The sequence below is a fragment of the Parasphingorhabdus sp. genome (assembly GCF_039982395.1).
In the GTDB taxonomy this organism is placed as follows: Bacteria; Pseudomonadota; Alphaproteobacteria; order Sphingomonadales; family Sphingomonadaceae; genus Parasphingorhabdus.
The window spans coordinates 1,115,774-1,136,235 of the sequence record NZ_JBDWYO010000006.1 but is presented as its reverse complement, the minus strand read 5'-3'; the positions used below and the strand labels follow the sequence as shown (position 1 = coordinate 1,136,235).

The following is a 20,462-nucleotide window of genomic DNA, read 5'->3' as shown; positions in this document are numbered from 1 at the left end:
ATCTTTTCCAGGACCCTGTATGTTATTGACGGTGTGCCTGAAATATATTCAGGGTGATCCGATAGCTACGCTGTCTCCAACGTTGCGGTTTCTGTGCTGTCATTGCTGGACGGTACAGCATGCTGTCCAACAATCCGCAATCCATAGGCGTCGAGTCCGACAAGCTCATGGCTGCTGTTGGTTAGCAATGTCATGTCGCTGACACCCAGTTCGCTGAGGATTTGCGCGCCGACGCCATAGTCGCGCAACTGGTCCATTGGCGGTGCTTTTTCGCCTGCAAGGCTGCGGACTTGCTGCGAGAAAAAATCGGGTCTGCGCGAATTGATGAAGACGATGACGCCGGAACCCTCCTCGCCGATGATCTTCATCGATTCCTGCACCATGCTCGGGCGCTCGGTGTCCTGCGCAAAAATATCAGGAAAGATCGTCATGGCGTGCATCCGCACCAGGGTCGGCTTGTCCGGATCGACATGGCCTTTCTGCAAGACAATCTGTTCGCTATCGGTGGCGCTATTATAGAAGGTCAGCGCGGTCCATTCGCCGCCCCAACGGCTGGTAAAGCGCGCTTCCGCACGGCGTTCGGTCAGATGATCGTGGCGCAGGCGATAGGCGATCAGATCACGGATCGTCCCGATTTTCATGCCATGATGCTGGGCAAATTCGATCAAATCATCGAGCCGCGCCATTTCTCCATCATCCTTCATGATCTCGCAGATCACGCCGGAGGGGTTGAGGCCAGCCAGCCGCGATACATCGACCGCCGCCTCGGTATGGCCGGCACGAACGAGCACGCCGCCGTTGCGCGCTTGCAGCGGGAAGACGTGACCGGGCGTGACAATGCCTTCTTTCCCCTGGTTCGGGTCAATCGCCACCGCAACGGTGCGCGCGCGGTCGGCGGCGCTGATCCCGGTGGTGACACCTTCGCGCGCCTCGATCGAAATGGTGAAGGCGGTTTCATAAGCGCCCCGATTATTCTGGCTCATCATGTCGAGGCCCAGCTCTTCCACCCGGTCCTTGGCCATCGCCAGACAGATTAGCCCGCGACCATATTTGGCCATGAAGTTGATCGCATCGGGGGTCGCCATTTGCGCCGGTATGATCAGATCGCCTTCATTCTCGCGGTCTTCGTCATCGACGAGAATATACATGCGCCCGTTGCGCGCTTCATTGATAATTTCTTCTGCCGTCGCCATCACGCCGCTGCCGCCACGCGCCAGATAGGCTTCGAGCTTGCCTAGCGTTTCCGCCGTCGGGTTCCAGTCATCCTGCCCCAGGCTGCGCAGGCTATTGGCATGCAGACCCGCCGCCCGCGCCAGACCCGCGCGGGTTTCTTCGCCGGAATCGATCAGTTCGATCAGTTGTTCAATCAGGATTTTGCTCATGGACTCGCCCTTCAATGTGATGTTGCGACTCGTTTATCACACTGCAATGTGATTGGTCTAGAGTGTTTATCACATTGACTTCACATGACACCCTTTCGACCGAGTAATAATATTACAAACTTTACAAAGCTTACAGGGTTATAAGAATGAAAATCTACCGGTTGATAAAAGTCGCCATTGCACCGGTTTTGTGAAGGATATGAAGGTGTTTTGTCCATCTTCCTAGGATAGCATTTGCGAGATGATGTAGGAAAGCGGGGCGTGTCTTTGACAATATAATCAGTGCAAATCCCCGCGAGATTTTGTCTGATCTAGCGTCCGCTTTGGGCGCAAAAGCGGACACTAGGAACGTACTGGCTGCCGTTCTGCACGACCCAGTTGCACACATTAGGCTCACCAGCAGTCCGCTAATACACTAACCGCTTCCCGCTCAAACAATCTTATGCCTTTTTCTGATGCGACTTGTGAGTAACTGAATCAAAATAACCTCCGCACTCGCTATCTTCATTCACATTTCAAGCCATTTGAAAATCCAGCTTACTAAAGTGAAATTAATAAAACTCAATAATTAGCTATGTTCAAAATACTTGAATAATTTCGAGGGGTACTTCATTAACTAAATAGTTAGGGGGGGATTTGTTGTGATCTGGCTATTCTTGGTAATTGGGTTCATTGTGATTGCCTTGATTGTATCTTTTGATGCAGTTGGTTTGACGATATCAAAGACTAAATATTATAGAGACAACCCCAAAAAGCTCAAATCCTGGGCACTCCTCAACGGCTTCTGGCATGCCTTCCTTTTGTTGACCTACGGCCTGTTCATTTCAGGTTTCATCAGTCTATTCGAGGTAAATCTCGATGCTATCATAGCTCTGTTTTCGGAATTTGACGAAGTTTACATACTACGACGAATTCCGAGCGTAGTTGGCTTTTTACAGGAGCACTTCATCATCATCGCAGGGATGATCGCATTAGTTGTGATCTGGCAAACCTATCAGGACAAAATAACGGACCAGCCTGCGTCTGCAACCCGCAACAACCTTGGAACATTAGCCAAATATGTATTCGATCTATTCGAAATCGTCATTCGAGCTTTTGCTGGATCGCGCTATACTAAGGATGAAATTCGGATAATTCTTCGGTCAAACATTGAGGCTGCACTTGTAGCCGTCGATATGTTGGCGCTAGCCATCCTCGCCAACAGATTAGAGATGATGGATACTGTTCCAAAAATCCTCGGATTCAGCGCTATCGTGTTTTCCATAGTTGCGTGTCTGTGTTTTCTTGCGGGTAGGTGGGGCATCCGGAATTTCGTGAACTCTGATGAGGCGGTGCGCTATCGTGCGCAGGCGAGCGATAACGAAAATCCAGTTGAGAAGGACAACTGGAATTTTGAGGGCAAATTCATAGACAATGTGACGGGCAGCTACCTCCAAAAGAATTGGTGGCTAATCACACTTCGTCTTCTGGAACCTTGGCTGATTTTCTATTTCGCGTTGGAACTTCTCTCTGTTCTGCTTTTTGACGAGCAGACTCATTCGCCGGGGTATATCTTTGGCACATCGCTCATGCTCTACGCGGTCGTCAAAAGCGTTGGCTTGGATCGCGTAGTTTTTGCAGCAATTGCGGACCACGATCCAAGCACTACACCAAGTGGGGTAAGGGAAGCAGGTCGTTCGGTCCTTGAGATCGCGATAGGGCTTATAACAATTATCATTGTCGCTCCCCTTGTATTCTTCGTTGCAATCTTTTTTGCGTGCTTGGTTATTGCTATAACTTGGGAGGTCTATGTTGTCCTCTACCAGGAAGACAAACCAGCTTTTGACGCTATGTTGTTTTTCACAGCGACTTGCATAAATGTCATGATGCTCGGCTTACAGTTTGCTTCGGGACGGGCCAGAGAGGTGGTTGCTAAGTCATTAGATTGGCTTGAAGAAAATTACTTCGGTTTTGTATTTTCTCTAGCCGCAATTGTCATCGCAGTTGCAGTTCCGATTGTCCATTCGCTGCAAGAGGGCGTCGCAAATAACCCGAAGCTGAAAATATTCAGTCAAGAGTTTTTCGTTATAGTTGTTGAAGACATGCATGTGCACGCAGCACAAGTTTTGGTCTCACTTCTTTGGATCTTTCTGCTCTCGCTCATGCTTCCAGCCCTGCGCCCCAAGAAAGTTCCTGGCGTTGAACGCGGAGAAGCCGTCAACAAGACTTGGGCCGAATTGGTGATGGTGCACGACAAGGGTTATATTTTGATTTTTCCGCTTGTTTTGATCACGATTTCTATGTTGGTTATGATTTCATTGAACCAAGGAATCTTCGATTTCTATTGCGGTGAAATGGCTGGTGTTGATTCCATGTCGAAACAATGCACGAGCTAGTCCAACACATTAGTGGCAAACGGTCCAAATTTTATAAAAAATTACAGCGATCTCACGAACAAAAGTCACCTGCGAGATCATCGTTTATTTCCTACTCAAGGTCGATCACTGGACGGTATGAAATCTAGCGTCCGCTTCGGGTGCAAAAGCGGACATTGGAGAACTGGGTTTACTGCCAAGCATATTGACGCCATAGATATTAACGGGTTGCAAACGCTGCCTTAAATATTGGGGATAGTTAATGCAACGGGGCTTGATTTACAAAATTGTGGCAGTGATATTTGCATCATCGACCGCGCTTATTGCGCAAAGCGCATCGGCGCAGGTCACTTTATATGAACATTGTAATTTCAATGGCAAAGCGGCCTCGCTTCCAGTGGGCAATCACAATCTAAATAACTTGACTGCTCGTGGGGCAAAAAATGATGATGTTTCCGCCATACGCGTGCCTAGGGGGTATAGCGTAACTATTTACGAACATGCTGGATTTCGGGGAAAGTCACGGACAATTAATCGTAGCACGGCTTGCCTAGTGAATATGGGATTCAACGACATAATCTCATCGGTCAAGGTTAGTCGCACCGGTTCAACCGCAACAAATTCGCGGCCCACAACGAGGCCGGCCCCGCGCCGACCCCGGATTGCGCCGTCAAACTCACCGGTTATTATGTATGAAGACTGCAACTATCGCGGTGATCAAACAGGGATTTCTACCGGTGCCTATGATCTCGACAGCCTAACGAGGCGCGGTATGAGAAACGACACGGTTTCAGGGATAAAAGTAAAGCCCGGTTATATCGCAACCGTCTACCAAGACGCTGGTTTCAGGGGGCGTTCCAGAACGTTTACCGGATCGAATTCATGCTTGGTGAATTTTGGATATAACGACATTATATCATCAGTACGTGTAACCCGGCAGCAAACTCAGACACGTCCTTTTGTAGAGCGCCCTCGACCGCCAGTATCCAATGGGAATAATCAATCATCCGAGATATCTCGGTTGCGTGAAGAGTTGCGCAAAGAGCGACGCGAGAATGAGCGTCTGCGCAACACTATCCGTTCCTTGCTGGGTGATTCAAATTAACGAAAAAGCCGACCCATCAGGCGCGAGTTGATTCTAGTATTTCGTCTACAAATGTCATTTGCAAACGGCACTTGATTGACTTCCTGGTGGCCGCTTTCGGGATATTGCGGTCATGGCGCTAATGTCCGTTATGGGCGCAAATGTGGACACTAAGGATCACGCCTAAATTTCGTCTACATAGCATTTGAAGTATGGCCGCTCCCGGAAGACTTGTATTGATTTACTTGATAACAGCTGAACGTAAGATTCTCGGTTCTCGTGTATTGATGCAATCGTCCCATCCATTCCAACGTAAGAATGATTGTGCACCTTTGCTACGTCAGAAAAGTTGTATTTTTCCGGCAACGAGAAAAAATCAAATAGGAATGTTGTTCCAAAGGAAAATAGGGCTCCGTCATTCATTTCAAAGACCCAACCTGTCCAAGACATAAATGTTTCACCTTGAATCTCTTCCAAAAGCTCGAGTGGTATTGCAAAGATGCTCGGTCTCACTGATTCTATGTCATATGAACTCACTTTGTTGCCTGAGGTTACGAATGACTTGACCACCTTACGGTAGCCATTGTCCATGGTTCGAAAAACACCGCGCCCACTTTGCTCGTCTTTGAACCGACGCAAAGCCAAATCAATAGTCTTTTCTGGCCTTCGAAGCATGACACAGGGCAGATGAGTTCCGTCACTTAGATCAACACTGCAACGGAAACCTTCACCAGTGAAGGTGTCTGCAATCACGTCGTCCGATTGAGCAATATAGGCATTTAAAATATCAGACATTTGGCGCTCCATACAGGTGGCGCAGAAGCTAACTATCCGAAAACTACAAGTCTACATTTTATAGCACGCGAATTTGATTTGCAGGAGTTAACGTCCGCTTTGGGCGCAAAGGCGGGTATTCCGATCGTATCTCAAAAAATCGCAGATCACCACTTTAGCAGAAGCTAGCGGTAACAATGCTGAAAGGCCTCACTCAGCCGTCCAGCCATGGTTGAAGTCGGTATCACAATAGTGTTTGTTGACATTGATACCTATCAAGAGGAGCATTGAATTTCAGATGCCCGATAAGCCAATTTTATAAATGGACGCCATGATGATGTTTGAAACCCTACTAGTCGAAAAAGCGGATCAGGTCTTAAGCATCACTCTTAATCGCCCAGAGAAATTAAATGCACTCTCTCCCACATTGTTGGATGAGCTTAAGTCTGCGCTAGAGACAGCCAAGGTTGATGAAGCCGTATCTGTCGTGATAATCCGATCTGCGGGACATGTGTTTTCTGCGGGTTATGATTTGAGCGAGAAAGACTGGATCATCTCGCAATTTCCGGCAGATTTCGAACATGGCGTTGACTTGCAACAGGACCGCGAAGACATTGCTGGGCTTCTCGATTATTGGCTGGAAATGTGGAAGTTTCCCAAGCCGATTATCACCCAAGTTCAAGGGCCTTGTTTGTCGGGCGCAGGTGAGTTGCTCGCTGTCTCAGATCTAGTGGTTGCTTCCCCAGAGGCCAGCTTTGGGCATCCCGCTGCCCGCGATCTTGGTATTCCGCCCACGATGTTTTTGTGGCCCCTGCTCATTGGTATGCGAAAGACCAAAGAGCTTTTATATACCGCAAAATCAATCAGCGCCGCCGAGGCCCAATCGCTTGGCCTGATTAACGATGTTGTGCCGGCAGATCAATTGACGGACACGGTCAACACGCTCGCGTTGGATATTGCTAGAACCCCGATTAATCATTTGTCTTTGCTGAAAGAGTCGACGAACAACTGGTACGAGAATATGGGTCTGCACACCTCAGCGGCACAGGCGGCGGATTTGGATGCCGTCTTCCACCAGAGTCCGACGTTCAAAGCCTTTTTCGACATCGTCAGAAAAGACGGTATGAAAGCAGCCTTAAAAGCCCGCAAGAAACGTTTCGGATAGATCCATGAGAACCTTTGATAGAGATGATCTTTTTTTTCAACTTTTCGACGTTGCAAAAATCGAAGATATTCTGGACGGCGAAACCGGGCAAGAGCTCGACCGCAGCGTCATCGAAAACCTGTTGGACACAGCGCAACAATTGGCTGCAGATCATTTTGAGCCCTCGGCAAAAAAAGCAGACGAAATTGAACCGGACTTCGTGGATGGCAAGGTTGTTATGATCCCTGAAGCGCAGACCGCCATCGACGCCTATATTCAAGCAGGGTTTATGGGTAGCGGATTTGAACCTGAACATGGCGGGTTGGGCCTGCCCGAGAGCGTTATTCAAGGGCTGTTTTTTGTTCTGGCCTCCGCTAACGTTTCTTATACGGGCTATGGATTGCTGACGACGGCAGCGGGAAGGCTGCTAGCGAAATTTGCCTCAAAAGAACAGCAACAGCGCTACTTAATCCCGATGGTAGAAGGGCGATATTTCGCCACCATGTGCTTGTCCGAACCCCATGCGGGGTCGTCACTGGCGGATATAACCACGACGGCCACCCCCAGTGATGACGGCACCTATAAAATTTCTGGCAGCAAGATGTGGATTTCAAGCGGAGATCATGAACTCAGCGAGAATATTGTTCACTTGGTAATGGCGAAAATTCCCGGCGGACCTGCTGGAGTAAAAGGGATATCTCTTTTTATCGTTCCGAAATATCGCCTCAATTCCGATGGCAGTCCGGGAGAGGCAAATGACGTGACCCTTGCGGGACTGAATCATAAAATGGGATATCGCGGGATTACCAATTGCGCTCTGAATTTCGGTGACAATGATGACTGTATCGGCCATTTGGTCGGAGCAGAGCATCAAGGACTTACCTTCATGTTTCATATGATGAATGAAGCTCGAATTTATGTGGGACTTGGCGCAACGGCTTTGGGGCAAGCCGGGTTTCAGGCCTCTCTTGATTATGCGCGCGGTCGTCCGCAAGGTCGGCATCCGGGTGATAAAGATGCGCACTCCACGCCCGTTCCCATTGTTGAGCACGCAGATATACGCCGGCTACTACTTGCACAAAAATCTTCGGTGGAACCCTCTCTGGCGCTAGGCTTATATTGCGCAAAGCTTGTCGACATTGTGCGCAGTCGCAACGATCCGTCAGCGGTCGATCGCGCCAAGTTGCTTCTTGAGATGCTGACCCCAATCACGAAATCATGGCCATCTGAATTTTGTCTTGAAGCCAATAAACATGCGCTGCAAATTCTGGGTGGGGCGGGATATACGCGCGACTACCCGATTGAACGCTATTATCGCGACAACCGCCTCAACCCCATTCATGAAGGCACGCATGGCATCCAGGGCCTCGACTTTCTAGGACGCAAAGCCAGAATGCTCGACGGAAAAGGACTGGCATTGCTTTGCTCTGAAATACAGCAAACCATCACAAATATGCACAATATCGACGGCGCAGAATATTTCACTCGCAGATTGGCCGAGCGTGTCGAAGAGTTTCAGAGCGTTTCTGGCTCTCTGACTGATGCCGTATCTGAAGACGCCAAAACCGGCCTCGCCAATGCCACGCTATATCTCGACTATGCGGGGCATATGGTCATCGCTTGGATGCATTTACGCATTCTTGAAGCTACGCTCACCAGTGAGCAGTCGGAAGCCTTTATCAAAGGCAAGTGGCAGTCAGCCAAATATTTCTATGCAAGAGAATTAAGCCGAACCGCCAAATGGGCCGAAACGCTGAGAACCAATGACCAGAGTGCCGCTCAGATGCGCGATGAATGGTTCTAGAGCTCAGGAATGTCCCGATATTTGCTATTTGATGACTGCAACTAGGATATCGTAAGTTAATCACAAGGTCCGCTTTCGGAATATTGAGAATGCTAGGATCCTGTGAAATTACGGGGACATTTCATCAAATGCACTCGCTCATTACCAATGTTGCTTGTTCCGGACCAGGCTTCTCGGCGGTCTGCCTCTAATCTGCTTCCCCTATACCGCTCGCCTTGCAACGCCGTCCAATTGGCAAATTAGAGAAATGCTTTCAGCGTTCCCACAAATTCGTCAAACTGGTCATGATGCAACCAGTGCCCGGCTTCCTGGAATTCCCGCACTTCGACATTATCACCGAAATATTTCATCCGGCCGTCTTTCTCCGGATTGCTGGCCCAGCTGTCAGCGCCATAGTGGAGCTGGGTCGGGCAGGATATATTGCCCCAGAGTTCGTGAATGGCGGATTGGGGCAGGTCGATGCTATCCCAATGCTGTACATAGGGATCGAATTTCCAGCTATAGCTGCCATCCTCGTTGCGGATCACCGCATGGGTGGTCAGGTGCCGGGCCTGTTCGTCGGACAAATGCTGGTTGGCGTCCTGCATGCGTTTGAGCGCGTCTTCGAATGTCGGATAGCGTTTCACCTGCCGGCCGGAAGCCTTGCGCTTCTCTTCGATCGAGTTGCGGACACGCTGCAATTGGCCGGTTTTTTCCCGCTCGATCAGCATTTCGGGACTGGGGCCAAGCCCTTCAATCGCAACCAGTTTACGCACCGTATCGGGGTAGAGACCGGTATAGCGCAGCGCGATATTGCCGCCCATGCTGTGCGCGACAATGGTGACCGGGGACAGGTCGAGCTGATGGATCAGCTGCGCCAGATCGGTGACCATCGCCATGCTGGTGTAATTGCCGTCGGTGCTCCACTGGCTGTCGCCATGGCCGCGGACGTCGGGACAGATGATATGCCAGTCATCGCGCAGCGCCTGCGCCGTCCAGTCCCAGTTGCGGCAATGATCCTTGCCGCCGTGCAGCAGGATCAACGGCGGCTTATCGCTATTGCCCCAATCGGCATAATGCAGGCGAAGCCGCTGGGAGAAATAGCTGTGCGAGGCGGGGCCGATCAATGTCATGGGGGTTCCGTTGGCGAGAGGGCGTGTTCGACCCTAGCTTACAGCGCGCGACGGAATTGGACAAGCGCTTGAACGACGGGATTACGCGGGAAGCTTCTGTGAATTGCCGAAATCAGATTATCGGTGCGCAGCGCACTGCATCGATCTGCAATGGCTGCAAAAAGATCAGCGAAAATCGGTGCTGCGGCGCAAGGGGTGTGTCTTTGCATCTTCAGTCAGCGTGTCAACGTTGACCGGAGCCAGAAACTCTACCCCGAAAATACCTTTGCGGACCCAGCGAACGACGCCGTTCACGCTGCGGCCGTTATCAAATCGAATCGAAACCCGTTCGCGTTCATTGGGCGCATTGAAACATGTGGCCTGAATGCCTTTGGATGATATGTCACGTATTGTAACGGGGTGTGGCATCCCTGCACCTCTGCGCATTTGCCCGACAAGCGGCGCTTCCACGCGGTTTTCACCGCGTGTGGACATGCCGTTGTTTTTTGCCGTTAAACCCATAATTCCGATCCCGTTTCACGGTTTCATCTAGTGAAATCAGGTAAATATTCGATAAACGCGACATTGATAATCGGTTCACCATAGAGGTGTTGCGCAGCGCCAGCCGGTCGAGATCGGAAAATGCCCCAGCTTAGAATATCCCGTTTTTCAATTCAGCCAAATTGACAAGCTCCGGAGCGACAAAGCCGCGCTTAGATGTCCATAAGGGCATTGCAAAAACCGTGTTGGCTTGGCCAATAGGCACATAGGATCAACGTTGATATTGTAATCACGTGGGTCGATGGGGCGGATCCCGCTTTGAAGGCCAAGCGGGATCATTTTCTTGGCGAAGCGCAGACACCGCTGCATGACAACGGGATTAACCCGCACCGCTGGCTATGCAGTGACGAACTTGATTATTGCCTCCGATCTATTGCCAACAACGCGCCCGATGTGCGGCGCATATGGATTGTGACCGACGGTCAAGCCCCCGTCCTTTCTGGACTGTCTGCAGCATTGGTCGAAAAAATTACCATCGTCGACCATCAGGAGATTTTTGCTGGCTATGACGCCGCGCTCCCAACTTTCAATTCGCTTGCGATCGAAACGGACATTGGCGTTATGCCGGACATATCGGCGATCGCAACCACTCGCTGACATGGCACTCTAGTCATGGATATTGTGGACAATGATTGGCCGCAATTCGGCCATATAGTCTAACCAAAGTAATGTCTTACTACGTTGAGGGGAAACGAAAATGATTACAAAGGTTGTCAGCAGGTCGCTCATCGCTGCAGCGCTTTTCTCAAGCGCTTCAGTAAATGCGCAATCCTATTTTATGAACGATGGTCAACATATACCGGAATCCCGAATGCAGGTGGGCTTGGTTGTTCCAATTGGCCCTGCAACGACCAAGAGCAATCAAACCCCCCGCTTGTCTTTTTCCCTCGCCCGCCATCGCTATTCATGGAGCGAAACAAATTTTCGGCCATTGCAGAGGCAGATACAACATAATCGTTTCTCTCTGACATTGGAAAACGATCCGGTTATGATGCTCAACGGCAAGCGTCTTCAGGATGAAAACGGCAAGCTAAATCTGACCACTGGTGCTGGAATCGCCATAGGCGCTGGAGTGTTAGCAGGGGTATTGTTGTTCGCCACATTAGAGGCTGCGGACGAAATAAACGATCTTGTTGATCCCGATTGATCTGACAGACGTGGCCGGAGCAACTTTCCGCAAGCGGTAGTGCGAAACGCTATGTTTCAACAACATCGGGCAATTGGCGCGAGACCCTGGATCGTGCGAGCCAGTATAAGACTGCGCCAACCGTGATCATCCCCGTTGTGGACAGAATGGCGGTTGCGGGAACCTGCAACGACATCCACGCAACCATTGCGACGGCTACCGGCAGGATAATCAGCCACCGCGGACCCGTTGTATCTCTCAGACCGCGAAAGTTGCTTTTCCACAAGACACCGAAAGAAATGAGCGACAAGGCGAAAATCGCCTGCTCCACTGCAACCAGCAGGATGGCGAGTGTTGCGAAAGAACCGGATATCGCGATTGCTGCTACGAACACTCCATAAGATATAATTGCATAATCGGGGGTCAGAAACCGTGGCGACACATGAGCGAAAAATTTCGGCAAGAGCTTTCTTTCGCCCATTCCGGAAAGAACGCGCGGGAATGTTATAAAACCGCAAAGCTGGTTTGTCGCAATTGAAAAAACCGCGGCAACACTGATCATCACGGCGCCCCAATCGCCAAAGAGCTTTTGCGCTGCAGCGGCCAAGGGAACCTCGGCATCTGTCGTTTCAGGTCCGATGGCAATATAGGCCCATTGGACGATAGCATAGAATATTGCCACTCCGATCAAAGCCATGATGACAGAGCGATAAATGGCGGTGCGCGGGTTTTTTGTTTCACCGGCCGCGACGGTGGACGTTGCGAAGCCCGAAAAAGCATAAGCGATCAACAGAGCAACCGATTCCAGACCGGAGAATGACGGCAAGGCGATATTTACAGGAAAGCCATTGGTCCCCAAACCCACTGCGCACAGAAGTACAAGCGGAGCGAGCTTGAACAATGTGCCAACCCATATGCCGCCCATGGAACGCTTTGTGCCCAGGACACATAATATTGTCATGAAGGCAATGAAAGCAAGAACGGTCAAAGGGCGTGCAATCGGGCCGTCGAAAACGGGAAACAACGCCGCTAGATAAGACACAAGCACCAGGAAATTCGCAGCCCGCCCGGTTCCGCTGGCACAGATTACAAACCAACCGACCTGAAAGCCGGTGAACTTGCCCAAGGCCGTTTCCACATAGAGTTGAACGCCTCCGGACCCGTCGAACAATGTTGATAATTTGCAGACGGATACCGCCAAACAGGCTGTCGGAATGGCGAACAGCAGAATCGCAATCGGCGCGAAACTATCAAGGCCGACATATAGCAACGCCGGCAAAGCGAAAATGCCCGCCCCAATCATCCCATTGAGATTGAGAAGGCTTGCGCCCATGGTGCCGACCACGCGTGGTGGCGCTATAATATCTGTCATTCATCCCCCGAAGCGACGATTAACCCAAAGCTTGCAAATTGGCAAACCGAGGCACTGTCATCGGCGCGCCATATCAGCGGATGTCATATTCATCAGATGATCCCATCTCTCTAACAGAGGTTTTTGCGCCCAAAGCAGACATTAGCGTTACGTCCGCTTCATCCCGAAAGCGGACGTCAATGCAGGCCGTTTTTAACGACAGCAGCTGGGCTGGTTGCGGACTGTCCGCTATTGGATGCTGGGCGGTGGAAAGCGGACCTTCGGCTAACGACCCAAATTCGGACGCTCATGTTGTCTGCTCTAGTGTCTGCTTCGAGTGCAACAGAAAACATTGGAATTGAGCCCATCGATTGGATATTGCTCTACAATTGGCAATCAGACGCTGGGTTCTAGTCTTGCAAGACAGATGCTTGCGCAAGCCACAATTTTACTGCGGTACCGCCGGAAACCAAATTCTCAATCGTCAAAGTCCCGTTCAAAATCTCAGCGCGTTGATGCATAAACGCCAATCCCTTGCTCCCACTGCGATCCGAAGGATTGAAGCCGATACCATCGTCAACGATGCTAATCAGGACACCAGACTTATTTTGCCGCATGCTTGACTTGCATGACAGAGTAATCGAACTGGTGTCGGCATGTTGAAGGACATTGCTGAGAGCCTCCTGCAACAGACGCAACAGATGAAGACTATGTCCGGCATCCATCCAATCAAGCGGGGGGCATTCCTCTACTTGCCAGATGCTGGTTATGCCCGCCTGTGAAAGCTCTCGCTCCATCCGGTGGCGCAGATTAGCAAGAAGGGTGACCACATCACCCTCGATTGGTGCCAAAGAATCTACTGTGATCTTAAGATCGCCAATGGCTCTTTGAAGGGTTGTTATAGTTGACGGCGGGTCTTTGCGTTGACGGGCGACAGCCAGCGCCGTGACGAGACTGGAACCGATCCCGTCATGCATTTCCCGCATCAAACGTTCGCGCTCTGTCTCGAGCGCCCGTTCGACTTCCATCTTTCGCTGAGCCTGCTGGCTGGCAGCCAACGCATCGGTCGCTTCCTTAACGCTTTTTTCCAAATGGACATTGGTTTCTTCGACAAGACTGAGCGCGCTGAGGAAGCGTCCAGCTAGCGACAGAAGAAACACCAGAAAAAGCAAAAACCCGATGTAAGGCTGAAAATGAAATCCTGCCCCGGTCCACCAGTTGACATTGGGGATCCGTCCAATGTCGTGAACGCCGGTTAGAGCCGCAAGGGACAGTAGAATGAGCAACAACCAGCTTTCAGGCGACTGACCTTTCCATGCATGATGGGCCAAAATCAGCAGAAACGAACCAAAGAGGCCGACCGTCATCAGGTTACTCGCTATGTCCGTATGGTCTATGTTGGTCAGGAAAAACCGGGACAGGCATAAAAACACTCCGATCCCGAGTATGATAATAATGATGATCTTGCGGTAGCGCAGCTTCAAAAATTCGGCACAAAAAGCCAACGTGACAGCAACAGCAAAATAGATAGAATAATAGGTGATTTGCTGAAACAGCAGCGGCTCGATCGGAATTGTCTCGGCGAAAAAGTGATAGTTTCGAACGAACCAGAATATTCCGGTCAGCGATAGCCAAAACAACTCCATTTCCTGTCGGCGCCCTAGCCACATGATAAACACAAAAACCGATAACAAGAGCATGGTCCAGTTCAGCGTTTTTGGCGCATCAATCCGGAAAAAATACTGGCTTTCGAAATGCGAAGCCAAGGCGTTGTGACTACCCACGGCGATGGTACCGATACCTAGCGAATGGTTACGGCCCGATTCAGCCCGAATCACAATCTCGTTTGTACCGGGCTTCAGCAAAGAATTTGATACCGGAATCAAATAGGGATGATTCCATCCAAGCATCGAGTGTCTATCATCAGCATAGTTTCGAAAAATGTCGACTCCATTGATAGAAACCGAAACCCGTTCGCGATTATTCTCGGTGAATATGGAAATGCTATCCTTGTCGAAAGCCGTGCCGTCAAACCTTACTCTTGCCCAGACCGACAAATCCCCGCCTTGCACCTTGCGCGCCTCGTCTGACAGCCAGAGTGCAGGTAGTTCTCGACGGATCCAGTTACTGTCCGGAATGTCGCTGATTTCGGAAAAGGAAAAATCTGCATCAACAAAGTGGATGATTTTTCCGGCGTTTGATGTTTGCACATCAAACTGGTTATTGGAATTGTCATCCTGCGCTTCGACTGGTTGCAAGGCCATCAAAAAAGCAGAAAGCAAGAGCAGCCCAAAAAAGCGAACCAACAAACCGCTACCTCCCTAATATTCCGCGATTTGATGCTTCGAATACGGCCTCGGCGCGAGAATTTACTTCAAGCTTGCGGTATATATGTTTGACGTAGGTTGCCACTGTGTGTGCAGAGATATTCATGATCTCGGCAGATTCAGAATAGGAAAATCCGCGCGATAAAAGGTTGAGTGTCTCCAGCTCCCGGTTCGACAGAGCCTCTGCTAATTGGTCTTCTGGCCGGGATTGTGGTTGTAGCTGTTTGAGCACCAATCGAGCGATTATTGGGCTGATTGGCGAGCCGCCAGCTCGGATTTCTCTTATCGCATCAACACAATTTTCAAGCGGCTGGTCTTTGAGCAAATATCCCCTCGCGCCAGCTCGTATAGCATTCAAGACTTTTTGGTGATCGGCAAACATGGTGAGCACCATGATATCTATTTTGTTCTGCCGTTCGGACGCCATCTTGATAAGGTTTGTTCCATCCCCATCCGGCAATCCAAGATCACATACCAGAACATCGAACCCGCCATTCGCCACCAGCTGTTTTCCGGACACGAAGTTGGTAGCGGAATCGACAAGTTCCATATCCTCTGCACGCTCAATCGCTTTGCAAATGTCGGTAAGAACCGGCGGATCATCCTCCACAACGGCAACTTTGGAATATCCGGGTCGCATAGAATATCTCCCAGGTAGCTCAGTTGTAGAGAATGACCACTTATGCGAGATAAATCAAATCGTGGATGTTACGCCATCCCATGAACTGGGGATGGCGCAACATCCACTCATCGTCCATTTTCCGTTTGATAGGCAGAAGCTTGGGTCGGGTCTTGTCTTTTTAACGTGAAAGGATTTCTGATGAAGACATGGATGAAAGTTGCATTGGGCATTTTTGCCGGAATTGCAGCCCTGGTGGGATTCATTTTCTGGCTAACCGGTGATATGACCAAAGCCGGCGATGATTTTTTTGCAGCCGCGCAAAATGACGATATGGACGCCGCTTATGCGCTGCTGTCCGGAGACTTCCAGAATGGGACCAGTAAGGAAGGCCTCCGAGCCTATCTCGCAGCCAATGCATTGGATAATGTGAAAGAAACATCTTGGAGTTCTCGTGAAATAACCGGCAGTACAGGAGAATTGGAAGGAACGGTCACAACATTAGATGGAAGCGAAATACCTCTCTCGCTTCGGCTTATTAACTCTGAAGCCGGATGGCGCATTAACGCCATTGAGAAGGAAAGCGCGGGGTTCAAGGATAGCAGTGGTACCCGGCTCGTCCCTTCTGCCGGTGAGCAAAGGCAATTGTTTCGAGAAACAGTTGCGGCCTTTGCCGATTCACTGGTCGATGACAGCATGAAGAAACTGTGGGACAGTTCCGCAAATGGTCTTCGTCAAACGGCATCAGTGGAAGATCTGGACAAAGCCTTTAAGTCGTTTTTCGACGATGATGATGCCTTTTTGACGATGAGCAGAATAGCACCGGTTATTGATAGTGCCAAAATCAATGAAAAAGGAGCAATCCTCTCTATTAGAGGACATTACGGATCTAAAGATAAGTCAGTCCATTTGAAACAAAGATATATTTATGAAGGCACAAATTGGAAGCTTTCTGGGTTGGCAGTGCAGGCAGGCTCACCACCCAAGTGACCGGATAACGCAGCCAAATCCAACGCCTGCTTTCGGGATATAGCGGAAATCATTGGAAGGTCCGAGATTGGGGCGCTTATCTGACTAACAACTTCTGCATTCTTAATGTCCGCCTTTGCGCCCAAAGCGGACACTAGCGCGGTGACTGCTTCATCCCAAAAATGAACCCGAAAATCCATGCTGGTGGCTGTTCTTCTTATTCCAAATTGCTATGCGGCAGGATAGGATGGGCAAATATACAAGATGGCGGTCGAAACGATGGAAATTATAGTCAGCACCGACCCTCCGGAAGCGCATTCGAATATCCTGAGCCAGGGGATAATTGACTATAATGAGTCTGCGGTTCCTGATCTGGAATCGGTTGACGATGAAGTTCGATTTTTTGTTCTCGCAAGGACCGGTACAGGATCTGTCGTGGGCGGGATCAGGGCTTCATGCTATTGGAACACGCTGCATATTGAGCTTCTCTGGCTGTCCGAAGAATGTCGGGGAACGGGAATCGGGAAGCAGTTGTTGGATTCGGCAGAAAATTATGCAGCCGAGCACCATTGCGAAAAGGCTCTGGTTGAAACAACCAGTTGGCAAGCCAAGCCATTTTACGAGAAAAATGGCTATCAGCTTCTGGCAACATTGCCCGATCGTCCGAAAGGCCATGCGTCCCATTATCTTGCCAAAAATCTTACCATTGGGATGCCGTGAAGTCCTAGGCGGATCAGCGCCGAACCAGACGGCTTTTGATATCTATCATTCCCCGTAGGACAGTTGCGATTTGATACGTCTGATCGGGACCGAGCTTTCGATCGAGGCGACGCTGGGGATTTTGGTCAGCTTGCCGGTTAGAAAGGCTTCGAAATCGGCTAGGTCTGACACCGCTATGCGCATCAGATAGTCGCGGTTCCCGGTCATCAGCCAGCAGTCGGCCACTTCCGGATAGGCGCCGATGGCCTTTTCGAAAGCTTCGAGGGCATTGTTGACCTGCTTGTCGAGCTGCACGGAGACAAAGACCGAGAAGCCATATCCGAGCCGGGCGTCGTCCAGTTCGGCACGATAACCCAATATGACGCCGTTTGTTTCCAGATTTTTTACGCGCCGGGCGCAAGGGGTGGGGCTGAGGCCGACTTGTTCGCTCAGATCCAGCATCGATATGCGCGCATTTTTCTGCAAGGCGCTCAAAATGCTGCGATCAATGGAATCCAAATTGAAGTTATTCATCAATATATGCTCAAATATTAGTTATAAATGTCGCTATAGAGGCAATTTGTACCGATAATTGCAAGGTTATTCGATCATAGCTAGTGTATAAAAACGACATCAATAGATTTTCCATGGTGAATCAAAGCGATGCCGACACAGTCTCTCGAGTCCTTGAAAACCATCGAAAGTCGCATTTTGTGGCTGGCGTCCTGGACGATCCACAACGCCAATCATTTGCGCGAGAAAGACGAGACCGGCGTGAAGGTCGGCGGTCACCAGGCGTCTTCCGCTTCCATGGCGACCATTATGACGGCGCTCTATTTTGCCTGTCTGAAGCCTGAGGACCGGGTGGCCGTCAAGCCGCATGCCTCGCCCATTTTTCATGCCATTCAATATCTTGCGGGCCATCAGACCCGGGAGAAGTTGGAGAATTTTCGCGGGTTCGGCGGAGCGCAAAGCTATCCGTCCCGCACCAAAGATATTGACGATGTCGATTTTTCCACCGGATCGGTGGGGCTTGGCGTCGCGCAAACCTTATTCTCCTCGTTGGTGCAGGATTATTTGACCCATCATGATCTGATGAAAGAGCGCGACGAAGGCCGGATGATAGCGTTGATCGGCGATGCGGAAATGGATGAGGGCAATATTTACGAAGCGCTGATCGAGGGATGGAAACATGATCTGCGCAATTGCTGGTGGATCGTCGACTATAATCGCCAGTCGCTCGATGCCGTTGTCCATGAAGGGCTGTTTGAAAAATTTGAAGGTATGTTTCGCAGTTTCGGATGGGATGTGGTCACGCTCAGACACGGCGCGCTTCAGGAAGAGATATTCGCGCAGGAAGGCGGCGAAGCCCTGAAACTGTGGATCGAACAATGTCCTAACCAGCTCTATTCGGCGCTGATATTCAAGGGGGCTGATGCATGGCGTGCGCGCCTCCAGATCGATTTTGCCGACAATCCCAATGTATTGCAAATATTGGACCAGCTGAGCGATGAGCGGCTGGAAGAATTTATGGGCAATTTGGGCGGGCATGACCTGCCTTCGCTCACCGACGCCTTCGCACGCGCGAGCCAGCATGACCGTCCGACCCTTTTCATTTGCTATACCATCAAGGGAAATGGTCTGCCGCTGGCGGGGCATAAGGACAATCATGCCGGGCTGATGACTCCGAAGCAGATCGACGTGCTGCGCCAGCGTTTGAACGTTCGGGAAGGCCGTGAATGGGAAAAATGGGAAGGCGTCGAAGACGATCAGCAGGCGCTTGAGGCGGTGATCGACAACGCCGCCTTTTTCGCAAAGGGGATGCGGCGGCTCACCTCCCCGAAAATTGCCGTGCCGGAGCAATTGCCTGTTCCCAAAGCGAAAAATAATATGCTGTCCACGCAAATGGCTTTTGGCAATATCATGAATGAAATCGCCAAAGAGTCGACGGAACTGGCGGATCGCATCGTGACGACATCGCCAGATGTCACGGTCTCGACCAATCTGGGTGGATGGGTGAATCGCCGGGGGATATTTGCACGGAACGAAGCGGTGGACTTGTTCAGGGATCAGAAAATTCCCTCTACGTTCAAATGGGATTCTTCGCCGGCCGGTCAGCATATTGAGCTGGGGATCGCGGAATCCAATTTGTTCCTTCTGTTATCGGCCCTAGGCCTTTCCCATGCCATCAATGGGGAGCGGTTGCTCCCGGTCGGCACCGTATATGATCCTTTCATCTACCGTGCAGCCGATCAGATGAATTACGCTTGCTATCAAGATTCGCGCTTCATGATTGTCGCCACGCCCTCCGGGGTCAGTCTAGCTCCCGAGGGCGGTGCCCATCAATCCATTGGGACGCCTCTGGTCGGCATGGCACAGGATCGATTGGCCTATTTTGAACCCGCCTTCGCTGATGAACTGGCGGTGATCATGCGTTTCGGTTTTGCATTCATGCAGAATGATGGCAGTCCGGTTTCAGAATCGAGCAATTGTCTGGATGACGGGGCGGGTGGCTCGATATATCTGCGCCTGTCTACGCGACCGATTGAACAATTTGAGCGTGAAATGACACCAGCGCTAGAATCTTCGATCATAGACGGCGGCTATTGGCTGCGAGAACCGGGCCCCAATGCGGAAGTGATCATCGCCTATACCGGGACATTGGCACCGGAAGCCATTGAGGCAGTGGGCAGAATGGGCGAAGACGTGCGTGATATCGGGTTGCTATCCATCACTTCAGCGGACCGACTGTTGGCAGGTTTCTCTGCCGCACAGAAGCGCCGTCAAAATGGAGGTGCCGGCGCCCGCTCGCACATTGAAGAGCTGTTCGATGGTATCAATCCGCATGCCGCTATAGTTACGATTTGCGACGCCCATCCAACAACACTCGCGTGGCTAGGGTCGGTAAAAGGCCATAGGACGCGTGCGCTTGGTGTCGAAAAATTCGGACAGACCGGATCCATCGCAGAATTATATCGAAGCTATGGGATAGATGCGCTCGGCATCATGCAGGCCGTCCAAGAGTTAACAATCGGACGCCCTTTCCGGAACATGCCCCAGCCATAGAATACCGGCTTTCCAACAATCAGGAAAATTCCCAATTCGATATCTTCTATCGAATATTCTCGATTTGGGCGCCCATCATGGCTCAGAGCCAACCTTTGCCCATCGGGTGCT

Annotated in this window: 16 protein-coding genes; 8 read left to right on the top strand and 8 right to left on the bottom strand. The window is 50.6% G+C overall.

Annotation, left to right across the window (positions count from 1 at the left end; genetic code table 11):
- Positions 1-65: 65 nt before the first annotated feature.
- Positions 66-1,382, bottom strand: coding sequence for a 3,4-dihydroxy-2-butanone-4-phosphate synthase (gene ribB, locus ABJV08_RS15520; RefSeq protein ID WP_348037053.1), 1,317 nt, complete (start codon positions 1,380-1,382; stop codon positions 66-68).
- Positions 1,383-2,023: 641 nt separating this feature from the next.
- Here ribB and ABJV08_RS15515 point away from each other — a divergent pair.
- Positions 2,024-3,757 carry a hypothetical protein gene (locus ABJV08_RS15515; RefSeq protein ID WP_348037055.1) on the top strand — a complete coding sequence of 578 codons (1,734 nt, stop codon included), beginning with the start codon at positions 2,024-2,026 and terminating at the stop codon, positions 3,755-3,757.
- Between the two features lie 1,246 nt (positions 3,758-5,003).
- Here the strand turns inward: ABJV08_RS15515 and ABJV08_RS15510 are convergent.
- Positions 5,004-5,615, bottom strand: a complete 612-nt coding sequence (locus ABJV08_RS15510) for a hypothetical protein (protein WP_348037057.1) — start codon at positions 5,613-5,615, stop codon at positions 5,004-5,006.
- A 301-nt stretch (positions 5,616-5,916) separates the two neighbouring features.
- On the opposite strand from ABJV08_RS15510, the gene ABJV08_RS15505 reads away from it, so the two are divergent.
- Complete coding sequence (locus ABJV08_RS15505; protein WP_348037058.1) at positions 5,917-6,759, top strand: enoyl-CoA hydratase/isomerase family protein; 843 nt, start codon at positions 5,917-5,919, stop codon at positions 6,757-6,759.
- A gap of 4 nt (positions 6,760-6,763) precedes the next feature.
- The gene (locus tag ABJV08_RS15500) at positions 6,764-8,542 is read left to right on the top strand and encodes an acyl-CoA dehydrogenase (protein WP_348037059.1); all 1,779 of its coding nucleotides are present in this window, start codon (positions 6,764-6,766) and stop codon (positions 8,540-8,542) included.
- Between the two features lie 239 nt (positions 8,543-8,781).
- On the opposite strand, the gene ABJV08_RS15495 is transcribed toward ABJV08_RS15500, so the two are convergent.
- Entirely contained in the window at positions 8,782-9,654 is an 873-nt protein-coding gene (locus ABJV08_RS15495) for an alpha/beta hydrolase (protein ID WP_348037060.1), read from the bottom strand.
- A gap of 165 nt (positions 9,655-9,819) precedes the next feature.
- Positions 9,820-10,128 (bottom strand): PilZ domain-containing protein, encoded by a 309-nt coding sequence (locus ABJV08_RS15490; RefSeq protein ID WP_348037062.1) that lies wholly within the window; start codon positions 10,126-10,128, stop codon positions 9,820-9,822.
- Between the two features lie 276 nt (positions 10,129-10,404).
- Here ABJV08_RS15490 and ABJV08_RS15485 point away from each other — a divergent pair, with 276 nt between their 5' ends.
- Positions 10,405-10,791 carry a Stealth CR1 domain-containing protein gene (locus ABJV08_RS15485; protein ID WP_348052519.1) on the top strand — a complete coding sequence of 129 codons (387 nt, stop codon included), beginning with the start codon at positions 10,405-10,407 and terminating at the stop codon, positions 10,789-10,791.
- Between the two features lie 391 nt (positions 10,792-11,182).
- Complete coding sequence (locus ABJV08_RS15480) at positions 11,183-11,341, top strand: hypothetical protein (protein ID WP_348052506.1); 159 nt, start codon at positions 11,183-11,185, stop codon at positions 11,339-11,341.
- Between the two features lie 49 nt (positions 11,342-11,390).
- Here ABJV08_RS15480 and ABJV08_RS15475 read toward each other — a convergent pair whose 3' ends face one another.
- From ABJV08_RS15475 to ABJV08_RS15465, 3 genes are all read right to left on the bottom strand, one after another.
- Complete coding sequence (locus ABJV08_RS15475) at positions 11,391-12,692, bottom strand: APC family permease (RefSeq protein WP_348037067.1); 1,302 nt, start codon at positions 12,690-12,692, stop codon at positions 11,391-11,393.
- A gap of 389 nt (positions 12,693-13,081) precedes the next feature.
- The gene (locus tag ABJV08_RS15470) at positions 13,082-14,935 is read right to left on the bottom strand and encodes an ATP-binding protein (RefSeq protein WP_348037069.1); all 1,854 of its coding nucleotides are present in this window, start codon (positions 14,933-14,935) and stop codon (positions 13,082-13,084) included.
- Positions 14,936-14,984: 49 nt separating this feature from the next.
- Positions 14,985-15,638, bottom strand: a complete 654-nt coding sequence (locus tag ABJV08_RS15465; RefSeq protein ID WP_348037071.1) for a response regulator transcription factor — start codon at positions 15,636-15,638, stop codon at positions 14,985-14,987.
- 165 nt (positions 15,639-15,803) lie between these two features.
- On the opposite strand from ABJV08_RS15465, the gene ABJV08_RS15460 reads away from it, so the two are divergent.
- Both ABJV08_RS15460 and ABJV08_RS15455 read left to right on the top strand, forming a co-directional pair.
- Positions 15,804-16,607: a hypothetical protein gene (locus tag ABJV08_RS15460; RefSeq protein ID WP_348037073.1), complete on the top strand. Its 804-nt coding sequence runs from the start codon at positions 15,804-15,806 to the stop codon at positions 16,605-16,607.
- 243 nt (positions 16,608-16,850) lie between these two features.
- Positions 16,851-17,306 carry a GNAT family N-acetyltransferase gene (locus ABJV08_RS15455; RefSeq protein WP_348037075.1) on the top strand — a complete coding sequence of 152 codons (456 nt, stop codon included), beginning with the start codon at positions 16,851-16,853 and terminating at the stop codon, positions 17,304-17,306.
- Positions 17,307-17,351: 45 nt separating this feature from the next.
- Here ABJV08_RS15455 and ABJV08_RS15450 read toward each other — a convergent pair whose 3' ends face one another.
- On the bottom strand, positions 17,352-17,819 hold the full coding sequence (locus ABJV08_RS15450) for an Lrp/AsnC family transcriptional regulator (protein WP_348037077.1): 468 nt from the start codon (positions 17,817-17,819) through the stop codon (positions 17,352-17,354).
- Positions 17,820-17,948: 129 nt separating this feature from the next.
- Between ABJV08_RS15450 and ABJV08_RS15445 the strand changes: the two genes are divergently transcribed.
- A complete protein-coding gene (locus ABJV08_RS15445) occupies positions 17,949-20,351 on the top strand; it encodes a 1-deoxy-D-xylulose-5-phosphate synthase N-terminal domain-containing protein (protein WP_348037079.1) in 2,403 nt (800 codons plus the stop codon).
- The last annotated feature ends 111 nt before the right edge of the window (positions 20,352-20,462 follow it).

Coding starts and splice junctions, on each gene's coding strand:
- ABJV08_RS15510 (WP_348037057.1), bottom strand. CDS start 5,615: ATGTCTGATATTTTAAATGCCTATATTGCTCAATCGGACGACGTGATT.
- ABJV08_RS15490 (WP_348037062.1), bottom strand. CDS start 10,128: ATGTCCACACGCGGTGAAAACCGCGTGGAAGCGCCGCTTGTCGGGCAA.
- ABJV08_RS15480 (WP_348052506.1), top strand. CDS start 11,183: ATGATGCTCAACGGCAAGCGTCTTCAGGATGAAAACGGCAAGCTAAAT.
- ribB (WP_348037053.1), bottom strand. CDS start 1,382: ATGAGCAAAATCCTGATTGAACAACTGATCGAACTGATCGATTCCGGC.
- ABJV08_RS15470 (WP_348037069.1), bottom strand. CDS start 14,935: ATGGCCTTGCAACCAGTCGAAGCGCAGGATGACAATTCCAATAACCAG.
- ABJV08_RS15475 (WP_348037067.1), bottom strand. CDS start 12,692: ATGACAGATATTATAGCGCCACCACGCGTGGTCGGCACCATGGGCGCA.
- ABJV08_RS15495 (WP_348037060.1), bottom strand. CDS start 9,654: ATGACATTGATCGGCCCCGCCTCGCACAGCTATTTCTCCCAGCGGCTT.
- ABJV08_RS15445 (WP_348037079.1), top strand. CDS start 17,949: ATGCCGACACAGTCTCTCGAGTCCTTGAAAACCATCGAAAGTCGCATT.
- ABJV08_RS15455 (WP_348037075.1), top strand. CDS start 16,851: ATGGCGGTCGAAACGATGGAAATTATAGTCAGCACCGACCCTCCGGAA.
- ABJV08_RS15500 (WP_348037059.1), top strand. CDS start 6,764: ATGAGAACCTTTGATAGAGATGATCTTTTTTTTCAACTTTTCGACGTT.
- ABJV08_RS15465 (WP_348037071.1), bottom strand. CDS start 15,638: ATGCGACCCGGATATTCCAAAGTTGCCGTTGTGGAGGATGATCCGCCG.
- ABJV08_RS15450 (WP_348037077.1), bottom strand. CDS start 17,819: ATGAATAACTTCAATTTGGATTCCATTGATCGCAGCATTTTGAGCGCC.
- ABJV08_RS15505 (WP_348037058.1), top strand. CDS start 5,917: ATGGACGCCATGATGATGTTTGAAACCCTACTAGTCGAAAAAGCGGAT.